This is a genomic window from Pseudomonas sp. NyZ201, assembly GCF_049860765.1.
Taxonomy (GTDB): Bacteria; Pseudomonadota; Gammaproteobacteria; order Pseudomonadales; family Pseudomonadaceae; genus Aquipseudomonas; species Aquipseudomonas bharatica.
This window is the reverse complement of the sequence record NZ_CP187557.1, coordinates 4,530,766-4,551,509: the sequence shown is the minus strand read 5'-3', so window position 1 is coordinate 4,551,509 and position 20,744 is coordinate 4,530,766. Positions and strand designations below refer to the sequence as shown.

The following is a 20,744-nucleotide window of genomic DNA, read 5'->3' as shown; positions in this document are numbered from 1 at the left end:
CTTACCTCGAAGTTGGGCTGGTCTGAAGATACGGGCGCAGCGTCGACACCAGGGGCACGACGGCCAGTGCGGTGAGCACGGTCAGCAGCAGCGCAGTGCCTCGGCTGCTCAGGTCGGCGATCGCACCGAAAAGGATGGGGGCGATACCGCCGGAGCCGATGACGCAGGTATAGAACACCGCGAAAGCGCGTCCAGTATCGCCTTTCGATAATTCCGGGACGGTGCCGTACAGAACCGACGAGGTTCCGTTGAGCACGATCCCCAGCACGGGTAGCAGGAGCAGTGTCGGCAGCAGCGGAGTGACCAGCGTCGCCGCGATCAATAGCGCCGTTGCGCACTCGGCGAGCATGACGCAGCGCACCACGCCGATCCGCTCGCCAAGCCAGCCGAAGGTGAATTTTCCGAATGCGCCACCGATGAAGAGCAGGGCCAGGGCGACCCCGATCGTCGGCGAGTCGCCACCGCGGCCCTGGATGAGAAAGGGCAGGAACAGCAGATAGCCCATGCGCGTTGCGGTATCCAGGGCGCCGACCGTGGCCAGGATTGCGAAGCCCCGACCGTCCTGGGCGCGCCCCGGGGCACGTGTTGCGGCTCGCTGCGCTTGCACCGGCGTCGCTGGTGCAAGCCTGGCCAGGGCCATGATCAGCAGGATGCCCAGCGCTGCCATCAGCACCATCACCGCTTGCCAGTCGATAACCGGTAGCAGCACCGCCACCAGCGCCGGCAGCAGCGCTTTGCCCAGGTCGCCGGAGAAGTTGTAGATACCCAAGGGACGCCGCGAATTTGCCCCGTATGTTTCGGTGACCAGCATCGAACTGCGCGGATGCTGGATACTCGAGCCAATGCCTGCCAGCACAAGCCCCGCGCAAAGCCCGATCATGCCCAGGGGCAGGGCCATCAGCAGCAGGCCGGCCAAGGCCAGTGCGGTCGAGAGTATCAGCGCCGCCCGCGGCGACCAGTTGCGCAATGCGCGGTCGGCGGGTATCTGCAGGCCGCCCATCGTTGCGGAATAGAGCGCGCGGATAACCGCCAGCCCGGCATAGGAGAGGCCGAACTGCGCTTGCCAGACTGGCAGGAACACATACAGCGCATCGGTGTAGCCGTCATGCAGGGCGTGGGTCAGGCAGGCTGCCGACAAGCTGCGTGAGGCGGTTGCGGGCGTGCCGCCGGGAATCACTGGAAGCCGGGTTTGAGTATTCATGCAATGATGGTGAATGCGTTAGATAACTTGCACAAACCATATCTCCTAACGGAATACATTAGATTTTCTATAGGAACGAGTGATGCGCCGTCTTCCTCCTCTCAACGCATTGCGTGTTTTCGAAGTGGCGGCCCGGGTGGGTAGCTACGCGGATGCTGCCCTGCAGCTGGGCGTGACCCAAGGGGCCGTGAGCCAGCAGATCGCTACGCTCGAAGACTGGTTGGGCCAGCGCCTGTTCATCAAGGAGGGGCGGCGGATGGTTGCCACACCGCTGGCCCGGGTCTTTGCCGCTGAAGTCGGCCTGTCCCTGGATCGCCTCGCCGTAGCGGCCGAAGCCTGCGGCAGGCCCAGCGTGCGACGCATCCTTCGGGTCAGTGCACCCACCAGCCTGGCGATGCGCTGGCTGATCCCCAGGCTCGAGCGCTATCACGCCGGGCATCCGGACATCGAAGTGGTGGTCACCACGGTTTCCAGCGTGGTGGAGGACCTGCGCGGCGGTGTCGACGTCGCGATCCGGCGCGGCGCTGCCCGGCCGGACCTGTGGCCGCATCACCACGTCGTGCCACTGCTGGAAGACCACGACACGCTGATCATGAGTCCTGCGTTGTTTGCCCGGCGCCCGATCCGCGAGCCAGGCGACATCGAAGGGCATCGCTGGCTGGCCAGCGAAACCCGCGCCGGAGACTGGCTGGGCTGGCTGGAAGCTGCCGGCCTGGAGCACCTGGAAGGCCATCCGCGACAAACCTTCGATCATTTCTTCGTGACCCGCCAGGCCGTGGAAGACGGTCTGGGAATCGGCATCGGGCCGCTGCCGATGCTGGAGATCGACATCGCTCGCGGCACGCTGATGACGCCCCTGCCGGACATCAGCGTTTCCCGGACCGGATACGTGGCCCTGTTCCCGCGTCGGGCCGACCCGACGCAACTGCTTTCCGGCTTCGTGGATTGGTTGCTCGAAGAGGCAAGAGGCAGCGGCCCGGGTACAGTGGCCTGAACCAGGCCAGGTATCGCCGACGGCGATACCTGGCAGCATTAAACGCGAGGACGTGTGCGGGCAACGTTGAGGTATAACCCGTCCATGCGCTATCGCCGCCTCGATCTCAACCTTCTCGTCGCCCTCGATGTCCTGCTCGAAGAAAGCAGCGTCAGCAGGGCGGCCGAGCGCCTGAACCTTGGTCAGTCGGCGACCAGTGCCGCCCTGGGGCGCTTGCGCGAGCACTTCCAGGATCCGCTGCTGGTCCCGGTTGGCCGCGGACTGCAGCCCAGTGCGCTGGCCCGGCAGTTGGCACCCAGGGTCCGCGAACTGCTGCTGATGACCGACGCGCTGGTGGAAACCACGGCCGAATTCGATCCGGCCCGCTGCGAGCGCCGTTTCACCCTGATGGCCTCGGACTATGTGGCGGCTACCCTGATGCCTGCGGTCAGCCGCGCGCTGCGCCGCCTCGCGCCCGGCGCTTCGTTGGTGGTGCGCGAGCTGTCCCGGTCCCGTGATGGCGACCAGGTCGCCGAAGCCCTGGAGTACCGTCGCAGCGACCTGGCGATCGTGCCGCAACGCCGGATCAATCCCGCCTACCCCCACGCCGCGTTGCTCGACGATGCATTGTGCTGCATCGTCTGCGCCGCACATTGGCCGGTTGGCCAGGCGCTGACGGAGGCGCGCTTTCGTGAAGGCGAACACGTTCTGCGCGAGTTCGCCGATGGGCAGACGCTCTCCCTGGAGGCCCAGCACCTGCGGGACATCGGCATCGAGCGCAGGGTGGTGGCCACCGTGCAGAACTTTGCCCTGATGGCCGATTTCGTGGTCGGCACACCGCGTATCGCCACGCTGTTGCGCCGCCAGGCCGAGGCGCTGGCGCAGCGTTATCCGTTGCGGGTGCTACCGGCGCCTGTCGAGTTCCCGCCTGCTGCCCAGGCCCTGCAGTGGCATCCGCAGCAGACCGGGGACCCGATGCTCGCCTGGTTCCGTCAGCTGTTGCTGGAGCAGGCGGCTCAGCTTTGAGGGTCGCCGGTGTCTCCCCGCAGGCCGACAGCGGCAATCGCCAGCAGCGCACAGTGTTCGTCGTTATCCGAGCTATCGCCGCTGACGCCGATCGCCCCGAGTAGCCGCCCCTGGGTATCGCGCAGCAGGATCCCGCCGGGCATCGGGATCACCTCGCCGTCGGTGAGGCTGTTGATCGCATCGAAGAACGTCGGCATCGCCTGCGCGCGTCGTGCCAGTTCCCGACCGCCCACGCCCATGCCCAGGCAGCCGCGGGCCTTGCCGCTGGCGATGCGCGGCCGGAGGAAACTGGCCTGCTCGTCACGCAGCACTGCCAGTGGATGCCCGGCGGCGTCCAGTACCGCCGCAGCCAGGGGTTTGATGCCCAGCTCGCGGGCCTGGCGCAGGGTGGTCGCCGCCAGCCGCGCGGCCGTTTCAACGTCGAGAGTGCTCATGTCCACAGGCTCCATTTGCCCAGCTCGGCGACGCGGTCGCGGGTGTAGAGATCGGTCCACTTCAGGGAGTTGAAGTCCGATACCTGCCTGGGGTCGTAGGCGGTACGCTGCAACTTCACCGGTTCGCCGGCCTTGTACACGGCCAGCAGGCGGCTGCGGTCCTGGAGGATACGGATATCTTCCAGCGGCGAACCATCGAGGATCAGCAGGTCGGCCTGCTTGCCCGATTCCAGGGTGCCAAGGGTTTCGCCACGGGGCATCAGGCGCGCGCCGACATGGGTCGCGGCGAACAGTGCTTCGGCGGGGGTGAAGTCCAGGCGTCGTACCAGCAGTTCCAGCTCGCGGGCATGCCACTCGCCATAAGGCGTCACGGCAAAGCCGCTGTCACTGCCGCAGGCGAACGGGACACCGGCGGCCTTGGCTCGTTTCAGCACCGGTGTACCCGACTCCAGGGTGCGAGCGCAGTAGCCGGCATAGCCGGTGGCGATGGCCGGGTCATGGGCCTGGCAGAAGTCCACGGTGTTCTGCGGGAAGGTCATGGTTGGCGCGAGGACGCTGCCTGCTTCGAGCAGCGCCTCGATACAGGCGTCGTCCATGTAGAAGGCATGGAACACCAGGTCGACCCCGGCCCTGGCCGCATACATGACCGCTTCACGCCCGTAGGCGTGGGCCGCCACCCGGCAGCCGAGGCGGTGGGCTTCCTCGACCATCTCGCGGGTTTCGTCGGCGGTGAAGGCGGCGATGATCTCGCCGTTGGCGCGGCGGTGAGTGCCGTCCATGGCGATCTTGATCAGGTCCACGCCGTCCTTGGCCTGCTTGCGGATCTGCGCAATGGCCTCGGTGCGGCTGGTGACCAGGGCAGCGGTGAAGTACTCCGGTGCGCCAACCCGGCTGGGAAACCAGTCGTTGAGGCTCTGGCGGTTGGTGATCACCCGGCTGCTGGCGGCAATGCGTGGCCCTTCGAACAAGCCGGCGTCCACGGTGTTGCGTACGGCGATGCTGAGCTGGCCACTGTCGCCGGGGCAGACCATCGACGTCACGCCAGCCGCCAGCACGTGCTGGGCGAAGAACAGGCCACGCAGGGCGCGGAATTCGTCGCTGGTCCAGATATCGATGTCTTCCTCGCTTTGCGCATTGCCGAAGGCCAGGTGGGTATGCACGTCTACCAGGCCGGGCATCACGAAATGGCCATGGACTTCGCGGTCGCCGGGTTGCGGACGGGGTGACTGGGCGCTGGGGCCGACGTGGCGGATCTGGCCGTTTTCGATGATCAGGGTCTGGTGCTGGCGGGGTTCGAGGCCGGTGCCGTCGAAGAGGGTTGCGCAGTGCAGGTGCAGGGCGGTCATGGAGTGGTGCCTCGTCTTGTCGTTTGTGACGCAGGCTAGGGGGCTGTGTTGGTGGGGACTATCAGATGCTGTCGATGGCTAGGCATTGACCGGATGGATAGGTCCAGCGCGGCCCCCTGTGTGCGGGTTCACCCGCGATAGCGGCAGTGAATTCACCATCGCAATCGCTGGCAAGCCAGCTTCCACAGTCGATCGGTTCGAGCCGGAATTCCGTGGTCGACGCAGGACCCTGTGGGAGCTGGCTTGCCAGCGATAGCGGTAGTGGACTCACCACCGTCATCGCGGGTAAACCCGCTCCCACAGTCGACCGAGTCGAGCCGGAATTCTGCGGCCGGCGCAGTCCACCCTGTGGGAGCGGGTTCACCCGCGATAGCGGCAGTGAATTCACCATCGCAATCGCTGGCAAGCCAGCTCCCGCAGTCGGTCGAGTCGAGCCGGAATTCTGCGGCCGGCGCAGTCCACCCTGTGGGAGCGGGTTCACCCGCGATAGCGGCAGTGAATTCACCATCGCAATCGCTGGCAAGCCAGCTCCCACAGTCGATCGAGTCGCACCGGAATTCTGTGGCCGGCGCAGGACCCTGTGGGAGCTGGCTTGCCAGCGATAGCGGTAGTGGATTCACCACCGTCATTGCGGGTAAACCCGCTCCCACAGTCGATCGGTTCGAGCCGGAATTCCGTGGCCGACGCAGGACCCTGTGGGAGCTGGCTTGCCAGCGATAGCGGTAGTGTATTCACCGCCGTCATCGCGGGTAAAACCCGCTCCCACAGTCGACCGAGTCGAGCCGGAGTTCTGTGGCCGGCTCCATCAGGTCACCGGCAGATCGATATCCTGAATGCAATCCCGAATCCGCCCGCGCAACCACTTCAGCATCGGATCGCCTTCCATGCTGCGGTGCCACAGCATGTATTCGCCCATCAGCGGAATCTCCATGGGTGTCGGCAATATCCTCAGCGGCAGGTACCGCGCATAAAGCTGCGCCAGGCGCCGGTGCATGGTCGCCAGCCGGGGCGTGCCGACCAGCAGCTGCGCGAGTGTGTTGAAGTCGTTGGTGATCACCTCCAGGCGCCGCTTCACCCCGTACTGGTTCATGATCCAGTCCTCGATGCTCAGGTGCCGGTTGCGGCCGAAACCCACCGAGATATGCCCCATGGCCAGGTATTGCTCCAGGCTCAGGCTGTCGCCGACCTCCGGGTTGTCGCGCCAGACCACGCAGACATGGTCTTCCTCGAACAGCAGCTGCGCCGGGTGATCGTCGATCCGGTAGCGCTCGGGCACGATCATCAGGTCCACCTCGCCGCGGATCAGCAGTTCGGAGCTGTTGTCGCCGGGGCTGAGCATCTCGAAAGTAATCCCCGGCGCCTCCTGGTGAATCCGCTGGATGACTTGGGCGAACAGCACGCTGATCAAGTAATCCGAGGTCACCAAACGAAAATGCCGCTTGCTGGCCGCCGGGTCGAACACCGGCCGCGCGGTGATGGATGAGCGAATGGTCAGCAGCACCTCGCGCACCGGCCCGGCCAGCTCCAGGGCATAGGGCGTAGGTTGCATGCGCCGGCCGACCTGCACCAGCAATTCGTCTTCGAAGAAGGTGCGCAGGCGCCCCAGCACTCCGCTGGTGGCGGACTGGGTCATGTGCAGGCGTTCGGCGGTGCGGGTGATGTTCTGCTCTTCGAGGAGCACGTCCAGGGCAACCAGCAGGTTGAGGTCCAGATGGTGAAAACGCATGGCTCGGGCTTCTTGTAGTTGTTTTGCCGATACCTTCCGGTCGCGCTCGCGCGCCGTCAATGCGCCCGGGTATCGCTTTTGCCGATGCCTGATATCCCCCTGCGCGATGCCTTCGAGGTATCGCGCCGCTCGATAGGTCGCATCCCGACAAGCGATTAGTCAGAGACAGCCGTGCAGGTCAACCTGTGCCCGTCGTCCGGTCTATCCCGCCGGGCGATGCCACCCCTGGCACACGACCCAGAACCGGTCCGGCTGCCTTACCGGCCGGTGGTGGCCAGGAAAAGATGCCAACAAAAACAATAAAAGAGGGTTCGTTCGATGGCTATTCGCTCCATCGCCGCATCGCGGCGTGCGCCTTCCACCCTGACGCTCGCTGCAGCGCTGGTCATGGGCATTCCCGGCGCCCAGGCATTCGAAATGCAGACCGGCAACCCGGACCTGAGCCTGCGCTGGGACAACACACTCAAGTACAGCGCCGCCTGGCGCACCCAGGACCAGAGCAGCAAGCTCACCCGCGGCCAGGTCGCTCTCAACCAGGACGACGGCGACCGTGCCTTCGCCAAGGGCCTGATCTCCAACCGCCTGGACATCCTTTCCGAGCTGGACATCGGCTACCGCGACTTCGGCGCCCGGGTCAGCGGCGCGGCCTGGTACGACACCGAATATCAGAAGGACAACGACAACAACGACCCGTCCCGGGCCAATGTGCGCTCGGTGGCCTACGACCGGTTCAGCGATGACACCCGTCACCTGCACGGCGGCGACGGCGAACTGCTGGATGCCTTCGTTTACTGGAACGGCGATGTCGCCGACCGCGCCGCCTCGGTGCGTCTTGGTCGCCACGGCCTGATCTGGGGCGAAAGCCTGTTCTTCGGCGCGAACGGCATTGCCGGCGGCATGGCCCCGGTGGATGTGGTCAAGGCGGTTTCGGTGCCCAACACCCAGTTCAAGGAAATCACCCGTCCGGTCAGCCAGTTGTCCGGCACCTACCAGCTCACCGACGCGCTTTCCGTCGGCGCCTACTACCAGTTCGAATGGGAAGAAACCCGCCTGCCGGGCGCCGGCAGCTACTTCTCGGTCAGCGACACCATCGGCACCGGCAACGAACGCCTGATCGTCGGCGAACCCTTCCCGGCGTTTCTCGGCGGCAATCCGGACAGCCCGGCGGCGTTCTTCCACGGCAAGGACAAGGACGCGAAAAGCTCGGGGCAGGGCGGCCTGCAGTTGCGCTACACCGCCGACACCGTCGAGTACGGCCTGTACGCCATCCAGTACCACGACAAGTCGCCCAAGCTGTACCTCAAGCCCAGCGCCACCGGGCCCAACTACGCCAGCGGACAGATCGGCGAGTACTACTGGGTCTACCCGGAAGACATCCGCGCGCTGGGCGCCAGCTTCGCCACCAGCATCGATGAATACAGCTTCGCCGGTGAAGCCTCCATGCGCTGGAACATGCCGCTGGTTTCCAATGGCCAGACCATCGGTGCCGGCGTGGTTGCCGATAACGACGACCACCCGCTCTACGCCGTCGGCCGCACTGCGCACCTCAACCTGAACATGATCGCCTCGCTGGGCCCGTCCTTCATCGCCAACGAGGCCAGCCTGGTCGGCGAGGTGGCCTGGAACCGCCTGCTCAGCGTGACGAAGAACCGCGCGGCCCTGGATCCGGGTGCCACCGACGACGGTGTCGGCCTCAAGCTGGTCTACACCCCGACCTACCGCCAGGTGTTCCCCGGCATCGACCTCAGCGTGCCGCTGGGCATCAGCTACTTCCCCATGGGCAAGTCGGCGGTGGTCAGCAGCTTCGGCCCGGACCGCGGCGGCGATTTCAACGTCGGGGTCAGCGCCACCTACCTCGACCGGGTGACCTTCGGCCTGACCTACACCCACTACTACGGCCCCGAGGACACCAACCTCGATGCCCTCTCCCGATTCACCTTCAAACAAGCACTGAAAGACCGGGACTACCTGGCCTTCTCGGTTAAAACAACATTCTGAGGGGATCTCCGTGAACATTCCTTTCGCTCTCAAGACTTTCTGTGCCTCCTTGCTTTGCAGCGCAGTCCTGGGCCTGCAGCCGGCAGTGGCGGCGGGCGCCGACGACCTCGGCAAGCAGCTCACGCCACTAGGCGCCGAGCGCGCCGGCAACGCCGACGGCAGCATCCCGGCCTGGGACGGCGGCTACACCAAGGTCGATCCCTCGTTCAAACAGGGTGGCAAGCGCAATGATCCGTTCGCCGGCGACAAGCCGCTGTACAGCATCACCGCGAAGAATCTCGACCAGTACGCCGCCAGGCTCAGCGACGGCACCAAGGCCATGTTCAAGCGTTACCCGGAGAGCTACCGCATCGATGTCTACCCGACCCGGCGCACGGCTGCCGCGCCGCAGTGGGTCTACGACAACACCCTCAGGAATGCCCGCGAGGCGAAGCTGGTGCAGAGCAGTGCCGGCCCGGTGCCGGAAGGCGCCTATGGCGGCATCCCGTTCCCGCTGCCGAAGAACGGTGCCGAGGCCATGTGGAACCACCTGCTGAACTGGCGCGGCGTGTCCCTGGCCATGGACTTCCGCCATTACCTGATGACCGCCGACGGCGCCCAGGTGATGACCACCGACGGCAAGGCCGTGCAGGAGATGCCCTACTACTACCAGGACGGCAACGCGGCCAGCTTCGACGGTGACTACTGGCTGTTCCGTCTGCTCAACGTCGGCCCGGCCCTGCGTGCCGGCGAGCAGATCATGGGGCGTACCAACATCAACGGCGACAAGTCCCAGGCCCACGTCTACCTGACCGGCCAGCGCCGCGTGCGCAAGCTGCCCAACGCCTGCTGCGACACGCCGACGCCGGCCACTGCCGGAGTCATGTCGTTCGACGAACTGAGCGTGTTCCAGGGCCGCATGGACCGCTTCGACTGGAAGCTGGTGGGCAAGCAGGAGATGTACATCCCCTACAACACCAACAAGGTGCAGACCGCCGCCAAACCCGAAGACCTGTTCGCCAAGCATCACCTCAACCCCGACTACGTGCGCTGGGAACTGCACCGGGTGTGGGTGGTGGAAGCCGACCTGGCGCCGGGCAAGCGCCACCAATTGCCCAAGGGCCGCTACTACCTCGACGAAGACACCTGGCAAGCCATGCTCGGCGACCGCTGGGACGCCAACGGCCAACTGGCCAAGACCTTGTGGTCGCTGCCGTCGGTAATGCCCGACCTGCCGGCCGTTGCCCAGTTGTCGTCGGGCTTCTACGACCTGGTCTCCGGTGCCTGGTTCATCCAGAACCTCTACGCCGGCAAGGACCAGCAGTACGCCGTGGTCGATCGCTACAAGGCGGCCGAGTTCTCCCCGGCGGCAATGGCCGGGCGCGGCGTGCGCTGACCGCGAAGGAGGAGGGCAGGCGCTGCCCTCCCGATCGGTACTGGATTTCGAGGTAGACATGAACAGATTGCTTCAGTCGAGCGGCCTGCTGCTGGTCCTCGCCTTGCCGCTGGCTTCCACTTGCCAGGCCCAGGCCATGCTGCAGCAGCGTGCGGTCGGCGATGTCCTGCAAAGCCCGGCGATGCAGATCGCCCATCCGCAGCGCGCCGTCTTCACCGCCCTGGCCCGGGCCGGCGAGCGGCTGGTGGCGGTGGGCGAGCGCGGGCTGATCCTGCTCTCCGACGACAACGGCCAGCACTGGCGCCAGGTTGCGGTGCCGGTCTCGGTGGGCCTGACCGCCGTAGCCTTTGCCGATGCCCGAAACGGCTGGGTGACAGGACATTCCGGGGTGGTCCTGGCGACCCGCGATGGCGGCGAGCGCTGGAGCCTGCAACTGGACGGCGAGCGCGCCGCGCAAGTCGAACTGGAGGATGCCCGCCGCGCCGCGCAGCAGACGCCGCAGGACGAGACGGCCGTGACGCGGCTGGAAACCGCCGAGCGCATCGCCGGCGAAGCCGCGGACAAACCCTTCCTCGCCGTGGCCGCCAGGGATGAGCGCAGCGTGCTGGTGGTCGGTGCCTATGGCCTGGCCCTGCGCAGCGACGATGGCGGCGCCAGTTGGCACTCGCTGATGGGCCGCATCGACAACCCCGACGGCCTGCATCTGTATGCCGTGGCGCGCCAGGGCGAGTCCTGGGTGCTGGCTGGCGAACAGGGCTACCTGGCCCGTTCCGACGATGGCGAGCATTTCCACCCGCTGCCCAGCCCTTATCACGGCAGCCTGTTCACCCTTGCCACCCGGGCCGACGGCGCGCTGCTGATCGGTGGGCTCAAGGGCAACGCCTTCGTCCTCGCCGCGGGGGCGCAACAGGCCGAAGCGCTGCCGACCCTGGCCCCGGTGTCGTTCAGCGACGCCATTACCCTCGGCGATGGCCGGGTGCTGCTGAGCAATCAGTCCGGTGGGCTGTTCACCAGTGCCGCCGGTGGCCTGGAGCCCGCCTTTACCCCGCAGCGCAAGCCGGTGGCGGCGGTAGTCCAGGCCGCCGACGGCAGCCTGGTGACCGCCGGATTCACCGGGTTGTCCCGCGTCGCCGCGCCTACCCTTTCCGCTTCGGAGTGATCGCCATGAATTGCGCAAGCCGCCATCCCGACCCGGGCAGCCCGGACGGGTTCGACCCGCGTTCCGGCTCGCTGATCGAGCGGGCCCTGTTCAACCACCGGCACTGGGTCCTGTTGCTGTGCCTGCTGACCACCCTGGTGCTGGGCTGGCAGTCCACGCGCCTGGAGCTCAATGCCAGTTTCGAGAAGATGATCCCCACCGGGCATCCCTATATCGCCAACTACCTGGAGCGGCAAAAGGAACTGTCCGGCCTGGGCAATACCTTGCGCATTGCCGTCGCCAACACGCGCGGCGAAATCTATGACACGGCCTACCTGGACACCCTGCAGAAACTCAGCGAACGCATCTACCTGCTGCCCGGCGTCGATCGGGCCTACATGAAGTCGCTATGGACCCCGGCCACCCGCTGGGTCTCGGTGACCGAGGACGGACTCGATGGCGGCCCGGTCATCCCCGACGACTACAACGGCAGCCCCGAGTCCCTCGCCGAGCTGCGGCGCAACGTGCAGTTGTCCAACGAGATCGGCCAACTGGTGGCCTTCGACCAGCGCTCCAGCATCATCCAGGTCCCGCTGCTGGCCCGCACCCCGGACGGCAAGGCGCTGGACTATGCGGTACTGGCCGGGCAGCTGGAGGCGTTGCGCGGCGAGTTCGCCAAGGATGGCATCGCTATTCATGTCACCGGCTTCGCCAAGAAAGTCGGCGACCTGATCGATGGCCTGCAACAGATCCTGGTGTTCTTCGCCGTGGCCATCCTCATCACCACGGCGGTGCTCTACGCCTACACCCGCTGCGTGCGCAGCACCTTGCTGGTGGTGATCTGCTCGCTGGTTGCGGTGGTCTGGCAGCTGGGGCTGCTGCCGCTCCTGGATTTCCAGCTCGATCCTTATTCGGTGCTGGTGCCGTTCCTGGTCTTCGCCATCGGCATGAGCCATGGCGCGCAGAAGATGAACGGGATCATGCAGGACATCGGGCGCGGTATGCACCGTGTGGTCGCTGCGCGCTTCACCTTCCGCCGCCTGTTCCTCGCCGGCCTCACCGCCTTGCTCTGCGATGCGGTGGGCTTCGCGGTGCTGATGATCATCCAGATCAAGGTGATCCAGGACCTGGCCATCATCGCCAGTATCGGCGTGGCGGTGCTGATCTTCACCAACCTGATCCTGCTGCCGGTGCTGCTTTCGTACGTCGGCGTCAGCCCCCGTGCTGCCGCGATCAGCCTGCGCAGCGAGCGCGCCGAGCAGAGCGGCAAGGCCCGCCATCCGTTCTGGCGCTTTCTTGACCTGTTCACCCGCAAGCCCTGGGCAAGCCTGTGCATCGGCGTCAGCCTGGTGCTGGCGGTGCTGGGTTTCCTGGTCAGCCTGCACCTGGCCATCGGTGACCTCGACGCCGGTGCCCCGGAGCTGCGTGCCGACTCGCGCTACAACCGCGACGACGCCTTCATGACCCAGGCCTACGGCGCCAGCAGCGACCTGTTCGCGATCATGGTGCAGACCCCAGCCGGGGCCTGTGCGCGCTACGACGTGCTGCGCAAGGTGGACGAGCTGGACTGGCAGCTACGCAGCCTGCCGGGCGTGGACTCGACCAACTCCCTGGCGTTGCTCAACCGGCGCATGCTGGTCGGGTTGTCGGAGGGCAACCCCAAGTGGTACGAGCTGCAGAACAACCAGGCGATGCTCAACATGATCACCGCCAGCGCCCCGCGCGGCTTGTACAACGAGGCGTGCAACCTGCTGACGCTGTACGTCTACCTCACCGATCACAAGGCCGAGACCCTGACCCGGCTGGTGCAGCATGTGGAGGGTTTCGCCGCGGCCAATGACACCGCCGAGGTGAAATTCCTCCTGGCCGCCGGCAACGCGGGCATCGAGGCGGCGACCAATATCGTCGTGCGCGAGGCCAACCGCGAAATGCTGTTCTGGGTCTACGGCGCGGTGATCCTGCTGTGCCTGCTGACCTTCCGTTCCTGGCGCGCCACGCTCTGCGCGGTGATCCCGCTGATGCTCACCTCGATCCTCTGCGAAGCGCTGATGGTCTGGCTGGGCATCGGGGTCAAGGTCGCCACCTTGCCGGTGATCGCCCTGGGCGTGGGCATCGGTGTCGATTACGCGCTGTACGTGATGAGCATCCTGCTCGCCCACCTGCGCCAGGGCGCCAGCCTGTCCGAGGCCTATTACCGGGCCCTGGTGTCCACCGGCAAGGTGGTGATGCTGACCGGCGTGACCCTGGCCATCGGCGTCGGCACCTGGATGTTCTCGCCCATCAAGTTCCAGGCCGACATGGGCGTGCTGCTGGCCTTCATGTTCGTCTGGAACATGGTCGGCGCGCTGGTGCTGCTGCCGGCCCTGGCGCGTTTCCTCCTGCCGGTGCGTCCGGCGTCCCTCCCTACCGAATCGTCCGTACGCCAGGAGGTCTCCCATGCGTCGTGAAGCCCAGGCGGGTTTGCCGCAATCCCTGTTGTTGTTGCTGGGCAGTTGCCTGCCGGTCCTTGGCGCGGTGCTGCTGGCCCCGGTGTTGCCACGGATGCAGGCGCACTTTGGCGACGATCCGCTGGTCTCGGTGCTGGTCCCGGTCAGCCTGACCATCCCGGCACTGGTGATCGCCTTGCTCGCGCCCTTCGCCGGCATCATCGCCGACCGTCTCGGGCGCAAGCCGCTGCTGCTCGGCTCGATGCTGCTCTACAGCCTGTTCGGCCTGCTGCCCTTGTGGCTGGAGTCGCTGCCGGCGATCGTCGCCAGCCGTGCCGGCCTGGGTCTGGCAGAGGCAGGGATCATGACCTGCTGTACCACCCTGATCGGCGATTACTACCAGGGCGCCCGGCGCGAACGCTTGTTCGCCTTGCAGATGGTCTGCACCTCGCTGTCGGCGGCGCTGTTCATTGCCGTGGGCGGGGCGCTGGGGCAGGAGAGCTGGCGCACACCCTACATGCTGTACGGCGTCGGGCTGCTGTTGCTGCCGCTGATGGCCTGGCTGCTCTGGGAAGGCGAGGCGAGCGAGGTCCGGCTGGAAAGCGGTGTTGCCGGCTTCCCGTGGGGCGCCCTGTTGCCGCTGTACCTGTTCAGCCTGCTGGCGGGCGTCAGCCTGTTCATCGTGCCGGTACAGGCGGGCTTCCTGCTCGGCTTGCTGCATGTCGAATCGCCGCAGCAGATCGGCATGGTCATGGGCGCCAACCAGTTGGGCGTGATGCTCGGCGCCCTGGGGTTCCGCCTGTTGCATGGCTGGGCGCGCCAGCACGTGCTGGCGCTGGCCTTCGTTACCGCGGGCATTGGCGGCGGTCTGATGGCCCAGGCGCCGGATGCGCTGTGGCTGACCCCGGCCGTCGCCCTCAATGGCCTGGGCATCGGCCTGATGCTGCCGACCCTGATCACCTGGGTAATGTCCCGTGCCGGCATGGCCCAGCGCGGGCGTGCCACCGGCGGCTTCACCGCGGCGCTGTTCGCCGGCGAATTCGCCAGCCCGCTGGCGGTGCTGGCGCTGACCTCGGGCAGTGCGCAGGCACTCCCCGGTGCCCTGGCCGTGGTGGCGCTGGCGCAACTGCTGCTGGCCCTGGTCTGCCTGGCGCTGCCGCGCTGGATGCCGGCGCCCTCGGCGAGGGCCATCGGATGAACCTGCATCCGTTGTTTTCCCTCACCGGCAAGAGCGCCCTGGTCACCGGTGGGACCCGTGGTATCGGTCTGGCGATCGCCCGCCTCTATGGGCAGGCCGGGGCCCGGCTGGTGATCAGCAGCGAGAGCCGCGAGGACTGCCAGCGCGCCGTCGCCGAACTGGGCGAGGAGGGCATCGACGCGCAGGCCTGTCCTGCCGATCTGGCTGACCGCGAGCAGGTCCTGGCCCTGGCTGGCGAGGCAAGCGAAGTGGATGTGCTGGTGTGCAACGCCGGCGTTGCTGCGCATTTTGGCCCGTTGCACAGCCTCGACGAGGCGCAGTGGCGCACCACCCTCGGCGTCAACCTGGAAAGTGCCTTGTGGCTGACCGGCGCGCTGCTACCCGGCATGGCCAAGCGTGGTGGTGGCAGCGTGGTGCTGATGGCCAGTATCGCCGGTGTGCGCGGCAACAAGGCCCTTGGCGCCTACGGCCTGAGCAAGGCGGCACTGGCGCAACTGGCGCGCAACCTGGCGGTGGAGTGGGGGCCGGCGAATATCCGGGTAAACGCCATCAGCCCGGGAGTGATCCAGACCGAGTTCGCCCGCCCGCTCACCGACAACCCTGACGTCATGCAGCGCCGTCTGGCGCTCACGCCTTTGCGCCGGGTCGGCGTGGCGGACGAAGTGGCGGCCCTGGCCTTGCTCCTGGCGGCCCCCGGTGGCGCCTTCATCTGTGGACAAAACCTGATCGTCGATGGCGGAACCACTATCGGCGACGGCAACTGAACGGAGTACATCACATGCAAGCACTTCCCCCCTTCAAACGTGTCGTCACCGGCCATAGCGCTACCGGCACGGCCCTGGCGGCACTGGTTGGCGCCGTGCCCACCAGCCTCGAACTCAAGGCTGTGCCCGGTACGGTTTTCCATGAGGTCTGGAGCAGCGATGCCAGCCCGGCCGTGATCGACAATGGCGCGGACCCGACCCTCAGGCCGCTGGTGCTCAGCCCGTCGGCCTTCGGCAGCCTGATCCGCGTGGTGGATATTCCGCCGGACAGCGTGCAGAACCAGGTCAGTGCTGCCGAGGCGGCGGCGGTATTCGCCGAAATCGGCGAGTCCCATGCCGGCACCGGTACGGGCGAGTCCCGCCACAAGCTGATGCACCGCACCGAAACCCTCGACTACGGCATCGTCACCGAAGGTGAAGTGTGGCTGGTGCTGGATGACGAGGACGTGCACCTCAAGCGCGGCGATATCGTGGTCCAGCGCGGCACCAACCATGCCTGGAGCAACCGCACCGAAGCGATGGCGCGGATGGTCTTCATCCTTCTCGACGGGCGTTATGCCGAGCCGCTGCAGGAGGTACTGGCATGAAGCTCGCGACCCTGGCCGATGGCAGCCGCGACGGTCGTCTGCACCTGGTATCCCGGGACTTGCGCCGGGCGGTCGACGCCGGCGATATCGCCGCGACCTTGCAGGCGGCAATCGACGATTGGGCGCAGCTCGAACCGCGCCTGCTGGCTCGCTACCAAGCGTTGAACAGCGCTGCGCTGGATACTGCCTTCGACTTCGATCCGCAGCAGGCCATGGCCCCGCTGCCGCGAGCCTGGCAATGGCTGGACGGCTCGTGCTTCCTCAGCCATGGCGAGCTGATGCAGCGCGCTTTCCGCCTCGATCCTATCGAAGGCGTCGAGGACACACCGTTGATGTACCAGGGCGCCGGCGACGATTTCCTCGGCCCGCGCCAGGACATCCCGCTGCCCAATGAAGCCCATGGCATCGATTTCGAAGGCGAATTCGCCGTGGTGGTGGACGAGGTGCCCCTGGGCTGCTCCGCCGAACAGGCGCTCGGGCATGTACGCCTGGTCCTGCAGCTCAACGATGTCAGCCTGCGTGCCCTGGCGCCCCGGGAAATGAAGACCGGCTTTGGCTTTGTCCAGGCCAAGTCGTCCTCCAGCTTCGCCCCGGTGGCGGTCACCCCGGATGAACTGGGCGAGGACTGGCACGAAGGCCGGGTGCACCTGCCCCTGCATGTACAGCGCAATGGCCAATGGTTCGGCCATCCCGACGGTGGCGCCATGCATTTCGGTTTCCACCAGTTGATCGCCCACGCGGCCCTGACCCGACGTCTTAGCGCCGGCACCGTGATTGGGTCGGGCACGGTGTCCAATGCCGACCGCAGCGTCGGTTCGGCCTGCATCGCCGAGCGCCGCGCAGTGGAAATGCTCGAACACGGCTCGCCGCGTACCGCGTTCATGCACTTCGGCGAGCGCGTGCGCATGGAGGCCCGCTGCCGCGATGGCTCGCCACTGTTCGGCGCCATCGACCAGCAGGTGGTCCAGGCAGGTGCGCCATGCGCGTAATGGTCACCGGGGCGGGCGGGTTCCTCGGGCGTCGGTTGGTCCGGCGCCTGTTGGCCGCCGGGCAGTTGCGCGGTCGGCGCATCGAGGCGCTGATCCTGCTCGACCAGCAGCTCGGCGGCTTTGCCGAAGACCCGCGCCTGCGTCATCTGGCCGGCAGTATCACCGACCCGGCGTTGCTGCGCAGGGGGCTGGCCGACGGGGTTGATGTGATCTTCCACCTGGTCAGCATCGCGGGCGGCGCGGCCGAGGAAAACTACGCGCTCGGCCGCCAGGTCAACCTGCTTGCCAGCCTGCAGTTGCTGGAGCTGCTGCGCAATGCGCAACGCCCGCCGGTACTGGTGTATGCCAGCAGCGTCGCGGTCTACGGCGCTGACCTGCCGTTGCGCATGGACGAGCAGCAACCGACACGCCCGGCGCTGTCCTATGGCGCGCACAAGGTGATGATCGAACAGCAGCTCGGCGATCTGGCCCGGCGCGGCGAAGTGGATGGCCGCGCCCTGCGCCTGCCCGGCATCGTCGCCCGGCCCGGCGACGGCGCCGGGCTGCGTTCGGCGTTCATGAGCGAGTTGCTGCAACGTTTCGCGGCCGGGCAGCGCTACACCTGCCCGGTCTCGCCCCAGGCCACGGCCTGGTGGATGTCGGCGGCCTGCTGCGTCGACAACCTGCTGCATGCCGCCGAATTCGAACTGCACGCCGATGCGCCGTGCCGGGTGTGGCAACTGCCGGTGCTGCACCTGTCCATCGCTGCGGTGGTGGATGCGCTGGCGCAGGTCTTCGGTGAGGAACGCCGCAGCCTGATCGATTACCAGCCTGACCCGGCGCTGGAAGCGCTGTTCGGACGCTTCCCGCCGATGCGCACGCCCCTGGCCCGGCAGCGTGGTTTCCAGCATGACGGCACGGCCAGGGCGCTGGTGCGCCAGGCCCTCGACCTTACCCAACGCGTCCGTGGTTCACGGGCGTTCACCGCAACCGCCTGAGAGGAATCCCCATGACCCTGAGTCGCAAACGCCGCCTGGTCGACCTGTCGGTGACCCTGGACAACAACCCTTACACCGATCCGCCGCCGTTGCTGCCGAAGATCGACTACATGGACCACCAGCAGGGCTGGCCGGAAATGGCCGCGATGTTTCCGGGGCTGGCCATCGAGCAGATGCCGGGCGCCGAGTCCTGGGCTGCCGAGCGCCTGTCCATCACTACCCACAGCGGTACCCACATGGACGCGCCCTGGCACTACGCCTCGACCACCGACGGCGGCAAGCCGGCCTTCGGTATCGACGAGCTACCGCTGGAATGGTGCCTGCAACCCGGGGTGAAGCTCGACTTCCGTCATCTGCCGGATGGGCATGTGGTTCGCGCGGCCGAGGTCGAAGCCGAGTTGCGGCGCATCGGCCATGAACTGCAGCCGCTGGACATCGTCCTGGTCAATACCCGGGCCGGCAGCCTGTTCGGCCAGCCGGGCTACCTGGATGCCGGCGTCGGCATGGGCCGCGAGGCCACCCTGTACCTGCTCGATCGCGGCGTGCGGGTGGTGGGCACCGATGCCTGGAGCTGGGATGCACCGTTCAGTTTCACCCGCCAGCGCTTCGCCGAAAGTGGCGATGCCTCGATCATCTGGGAAGGGCACAAGGCCGGGCGCGATATCGGCTACGGGCAGATGGAAAAACTGGCCAATCTCGACAACCTGCCGGCCAGCGGTTTCCTGGTGTCCTGCTTCCCGTACAAGATCAAGCACGCCTCCGCCGGCTTCGTTCGCGCCGTGGCGATCTTCGAAGAATAAGAACAGCGAGGTTCCCGTGCGTTTTCCCTTCCTGCTCACTGCGCTGGCATGTCTCGTGTCCGGCGCTGCCGTGGCTGCCGAGCGGCCGAATATCCTGCTGATCCTGGCCGACGACCTCGGCTACTCCGACCTGGGTTCGTTTGGCGGCGAGATCGCCACGCCCAACCTCGACCAACTGGCTGCCCATGGCCTGCAACTGACCCATATGTACGCCGCGCCGACCTGCTCGCCGACCCGGGCGATGCTGATGTCCGGCACCGACAACCACCTGGCCGGGCTGGGCACCATGGAGGAGGCGATCCAGCCGTTCCAGCGCGGCAAACCGGGGTATGAGGGCTACCTCAACCCGCAATCCCATTCGATTGCCGAACTGCTGCGCGAGGGGGGTTATCGCACCAGCATGGTCGGCAAGTGGCACCTTGGCCTTGGGCCCGACCAGGGCCCTGACCGGCGTGGCTTCGAGCAGTCGTTCACCCTGCTCGAAGGGGGCGGCGTGCACTTCAAGCCCCCGACGCAACCGACGGCGAAGATCGAACGTATTACCTATCGCGAGAATGGCCAGCCGGTGGAATTGCCGGAGAATTTCTACTCCTCGGACTTCTACACCGACAAGCTGATCGACTACCTGCGCAAGGGCCAGGACAGCGGCAAGCCGTTCTTCGCCTACGCGGCCTACACCGCGCCGCACTGGCCGTTGCAGGCGCCGCAGGCCTGGCTGGAGAAGTTTCGCGGGCTGTATGACCAGGGCTACGACAAGGTCCGCCAGGCGCGCATCGAACGCCAGCGCGAGAAGGGCCTGCTGCCGGAGGACTTCGTCGCCGCACAGCGCCTGCCGGTGGCCGCGGACCTGCCGGGCTGGGAGCAGTTGAGCCCGCAGCAGCGCCGTGTCGAGGCGCGCAAGATGGAGATCTACGCCGCCATGGTCGGCAACCTCGACTACAACATCGGGCGCCTGCTGGACTACCTGAAAAGCACCGGGCAATACGACAACACCCTGGTGGTGTTCATGTCCGACAACGGCGCGGCAGGGGAGCGGCACGAGCAGTTCTACCCGGCGGGCGCCCATACCGATAACAGCCTGGAGAACCTGGGGCAGCGTGGCTCGCAGATCGACTACGGGCTGCGCTGGGCCGAGGTGAGTGCGGCGCCGCTGCGCCTGTTCAAGGGCAGCACCGCGGAGGGCGGGATCAGCGTGCCGGCGATCGTGCACATGCCTCGTTCGCTGGCACGCCAGGGTGTGGAACATGGCGTGGCGCGGGTGGACGACCTGGCGCCAACGTTCCTCGAGATAGCCGGGCTGGCGGTTCCCGAAGAGCAGGGCAAGCACCCGATCACCGGGCGTTCGATGCTGCCGATGCTGGAGGGCAAGGGTGCGCTGGAACGACCGTTGGCCGGGGAGTTGTTTGGCAGCCTGTATTACCGCGAAGGCAACCTGAAGCTGCTCGGGCTGCGCCCCTGGGCGATGCCGGGGCAGGCGCCGCAGCCCACGCGCTGGCAACTGTTCGATGTGGCGCGGGACCGGGGTGAATTGGAGGACCTGGCCGCGCGCGAGCCCGAGGTGTTCGAGCGCTTGAAGCGGCAGTGGCAGGTGTATGCGAGGGAGGTTGGGGTGGTCTTCCCACCGCAAAACACGGCAGATTGACGCAGTCCCCTGTGGGAGCGGGTTCATCGGAGCGCCGAACCGCCGCGATTACGGTAGTGGACTCACCATCCCAATCGCGGGTGAACCCGCTCCCACAGTGTCCGCGTCAAGGAAAAGGGGTGTCATCCGACACCCCCTTTTTGC

17 protein-coding genes are annotated in these 20,744 nt (G+C 66.6%); 13 read left to right on the top strand and 4 right to left on the bottom strand.

Features of this window, described 5'->3' with window-relative positions:
* Position 1: 1 nt before the first annotated feature.
* Positions 2-1,201 carry an MFS transporter gene (locus tag ACPFMA_RS20200; protein ID WP_420058333.1) on the bottom strand — a complete coding sequence of 400 codons (1,200 nt, stop codon included), beginning with the start codon at positions 1,199-1,201 and terminating at the stop codon, positions 2-4.
* Positions 1,202-1,283: 82 nt separating this feature from the next.
* Here ACPFMA_RS20200 and ACPFMA_RS20195 point away from each other — a divergent pair, with 82 nt between their 5' ends.
* Both ACPFMA_RS20195 and ACPFMA_RS20190 read left to right on the top strand, forming a co-directional pair.
* Positions 1,284-2,195 carry a LysR substrate-binding domain-containing protein gene (locus ACPFMA_RS20195; protein WP_425928543.1) on the top strand — a complete coding sequence of 304 codons (912 nt, stop codon included), beginning with the start codon at positions 1,284-1,286 and terminating at the stop codon, positions 2,193-2,195.
* 84 nt (positions 2,196-2,279) lie between these two features.
* Positions 2,280-3,200 carry a LysR family transcriptional regulator gene (locus tag ACPFMA_RS20190; RefSeq protein WP_064301982.1) on the top strand — a complete coding sequence of 307 codons (921 nt, stop codon included), beginning with the start codon at positions 2,280-2,282 and terminating at the stop codon, positions 3,198-3,200.
* On the opposite strand, the gene ACPFMA_RS20185 is transcribed toward ACPFMA_RS20190, so the two are convergent.
* From ACPFMA_RS20185 to ACPFMA_RS20175, 3 genes are all read right to left on the bottom strand, one after another.
* Positions 3,191-3,634, bottom strand: coding sequence for a GlcG/HbpS family heme-binding protein (locus ACPFMA_RS20185; RefSeq protein ID WP_064301983.1), 444 nt, complete (start codon positions 3,632-3,634; stop codon positions 3,191-3,193). The two genes, ACPFMA_RS20190 and ACPFMA_RS20185, sit on opposite strands and share 10 nt — an antisense overlap.
* Positions 3,631-4,980, bottom strand: a complete 1,350-nt coding sequence (locus tag ACPFMA_RS20180) for an amidohydrolase family protein (protein ID WP_425928542.1) — start codon at positions 4,978-4,980, stop codon at positions 3,631-3,633. Before ACPFMA_RS20180 ends, ACPFMA_RS20185 begins: the two co-directional genes overlap by 4 nt.
* 805 nt (positions 4,981-5,785) lie before the next feature.
* Positions 5,786-6,706, bottom strand: coding sequence for a LysR family transcriptional regulator (locus ACPFMA_RS20175; RefSeq protein WP_064301985.1), 921 nt, complete (start codon positions 6,704-6,706; stop codon positions 5,786-5,788).
* A 318-nt stretch (positions 6,707-7,024) separates the two neighbouring features.
* Here ACPFMA_RS20175 and ACPFMA_RS20170 point away from each other — a divergent pair, with 318 nt between their 5' ends.
* From ACPFMA_RS20170 to ACPFMA_RS20120, 11 genes are read left to right on the top strand one after another with little or no spacing between them, the layout of a single operon-like run.
* Positions 7,025-8,704 carry a DUF1302 domain-containing protein gene (locus tag ACPFMA_RS20170; RefSeq protein WP_425928541.1) on the top strand — a complete coding sequence of 560 codons (1,680 nt, stop codon included), beginning with the start codon at positions 7,025-7,027 and terminating at the stop codon, positions 8,702-8,704.
* Positions 8,705-8,714: 10 nt separating this feature from the next.
* On the top strand, positions 8,715-10,079 hold the full coding sequence (locus ACPFMA_RS20165; RefSeq protein WP_064301987.1) for a DUF1329 domain-containing protein: 1,365 nt from the start codon (positions 8,715-8,717) through the stop codon (positions 10,077-10,079).
* Positions 10,080-10,137: 58 nt separating this feature from the next.
* Positions 10,138-11,238 (top strand): WD40/YVTN/BNR-like repeat-containing protein, encoded by a 1,101-nt coding sequence (locus tag ACPFMA_RS20160; RefSeq protein WP_425928540.1) that lies wholly within the window; start codon positions 10,138-10,140, stop codon positions 11,236-11,238.
* A gap of 5 nt (positions 11,239-11,243) precedes the next feature.
* Positions 11,244-13,664: an efflux RND transporter permease subunit gene (locus tag ACPFMA_RS20155; protein WP_420058327.1), complete on the top strand. Its 2,421-nt coding sequence runs from the start codon at positions 11,244-11,246 to the stop codon at positions 13,662-13,664.
* Positions 13,654-14,841 (top strand): MFS transporter, encoded by a 1,188-nt coding sequence (locus ACPFMA_RS20150; protein WP_425928539.1) that lies wholly within the window; start codon positions 13,654-13,656, stop codon positions 14,839-14,841. Before ACPFMA_RS20155 ends, ACPFMA_RS20150 begins: the two co-directional genes overlap by 11 nt.
* Complete coding sequence (locus ACPFMA_RS20145; RefSeq protein WP_420058325.1) at positions 14,838-15,605, top strand: SDR family NAD(P)-dependent oxidoreductase; 768 nt, start codon at positions 14,838-14,840, stop codon at positions 15,603-15,605. Before ACPFMA_RS20150 ends, ACPFMA_RS20145 begins: the two co-directional genes overlap by 4 nt.
* A 14-nt stretch (positions 15,606-15,619) precedes the next feature.
* Positions 15,620-16,192, top strand: coding sequence for a cupin domain-containing protein (locus ACPFMA_RS20140; protein WP_064301991.1), 573 nt, complete (start codon positions 15,620-15,622; stop codon positions 16,190-16,192).
* Complete coding sequence (locus ACPFMA_RS20135) at positions 16,189-17,181, top strand: fumarylacetoacetate hydrolase family protein (protein ID WP_425928538.1); 993 nt, start codon at positions 16,189-16,191, stop codon at positions 17,179-17,181. Before ACPFMA_RS20140 ends, ACPFMA_RS20135 begins: the two co-directional genes overlap by 4 nt.
* The gene (locus ACPFMA_RS20130) at positions 17,172-18,158 is read left to right on the top strand and encodes an NAD-dependent epimerase/dehydratase family protein (RefSeq protein WP_425928537.1); all 987 of its coding nucleotides are present in this window, start codon (positions 17,172-17,174) and stop codon (positions 18,156-18,158) included. The genes ACPFMA_RS20135 and ACPFMA_RS20130 overlap by 10 nt, the downstream gene beginning before the upstream one ends.
* Positions 18,159-18,169: 11 nt before the next feature.
* A complete protein-coding gene (locus ACPFMA_RS20125; protein ID WP_425928536.1) occupies positions 18,170-18,958 on the top strand; it encodes a cyclase family protein in 789 nt (262 codons plus the stop codon).
* 16 nt (positions 18,959-18,974) lie between these two features.
* A complete protein-coding gene (locus ACPFMA_RS20120; RefSeq protein ID WP_425928535.1) occupies positions 18,975-20,600 on the top strand; it encodes an arylsulfatase in 1,626 nt (541 codons plus the stop codon).
* Positions 20,601-20,744 lie beyond the last annotated feature (144 nt).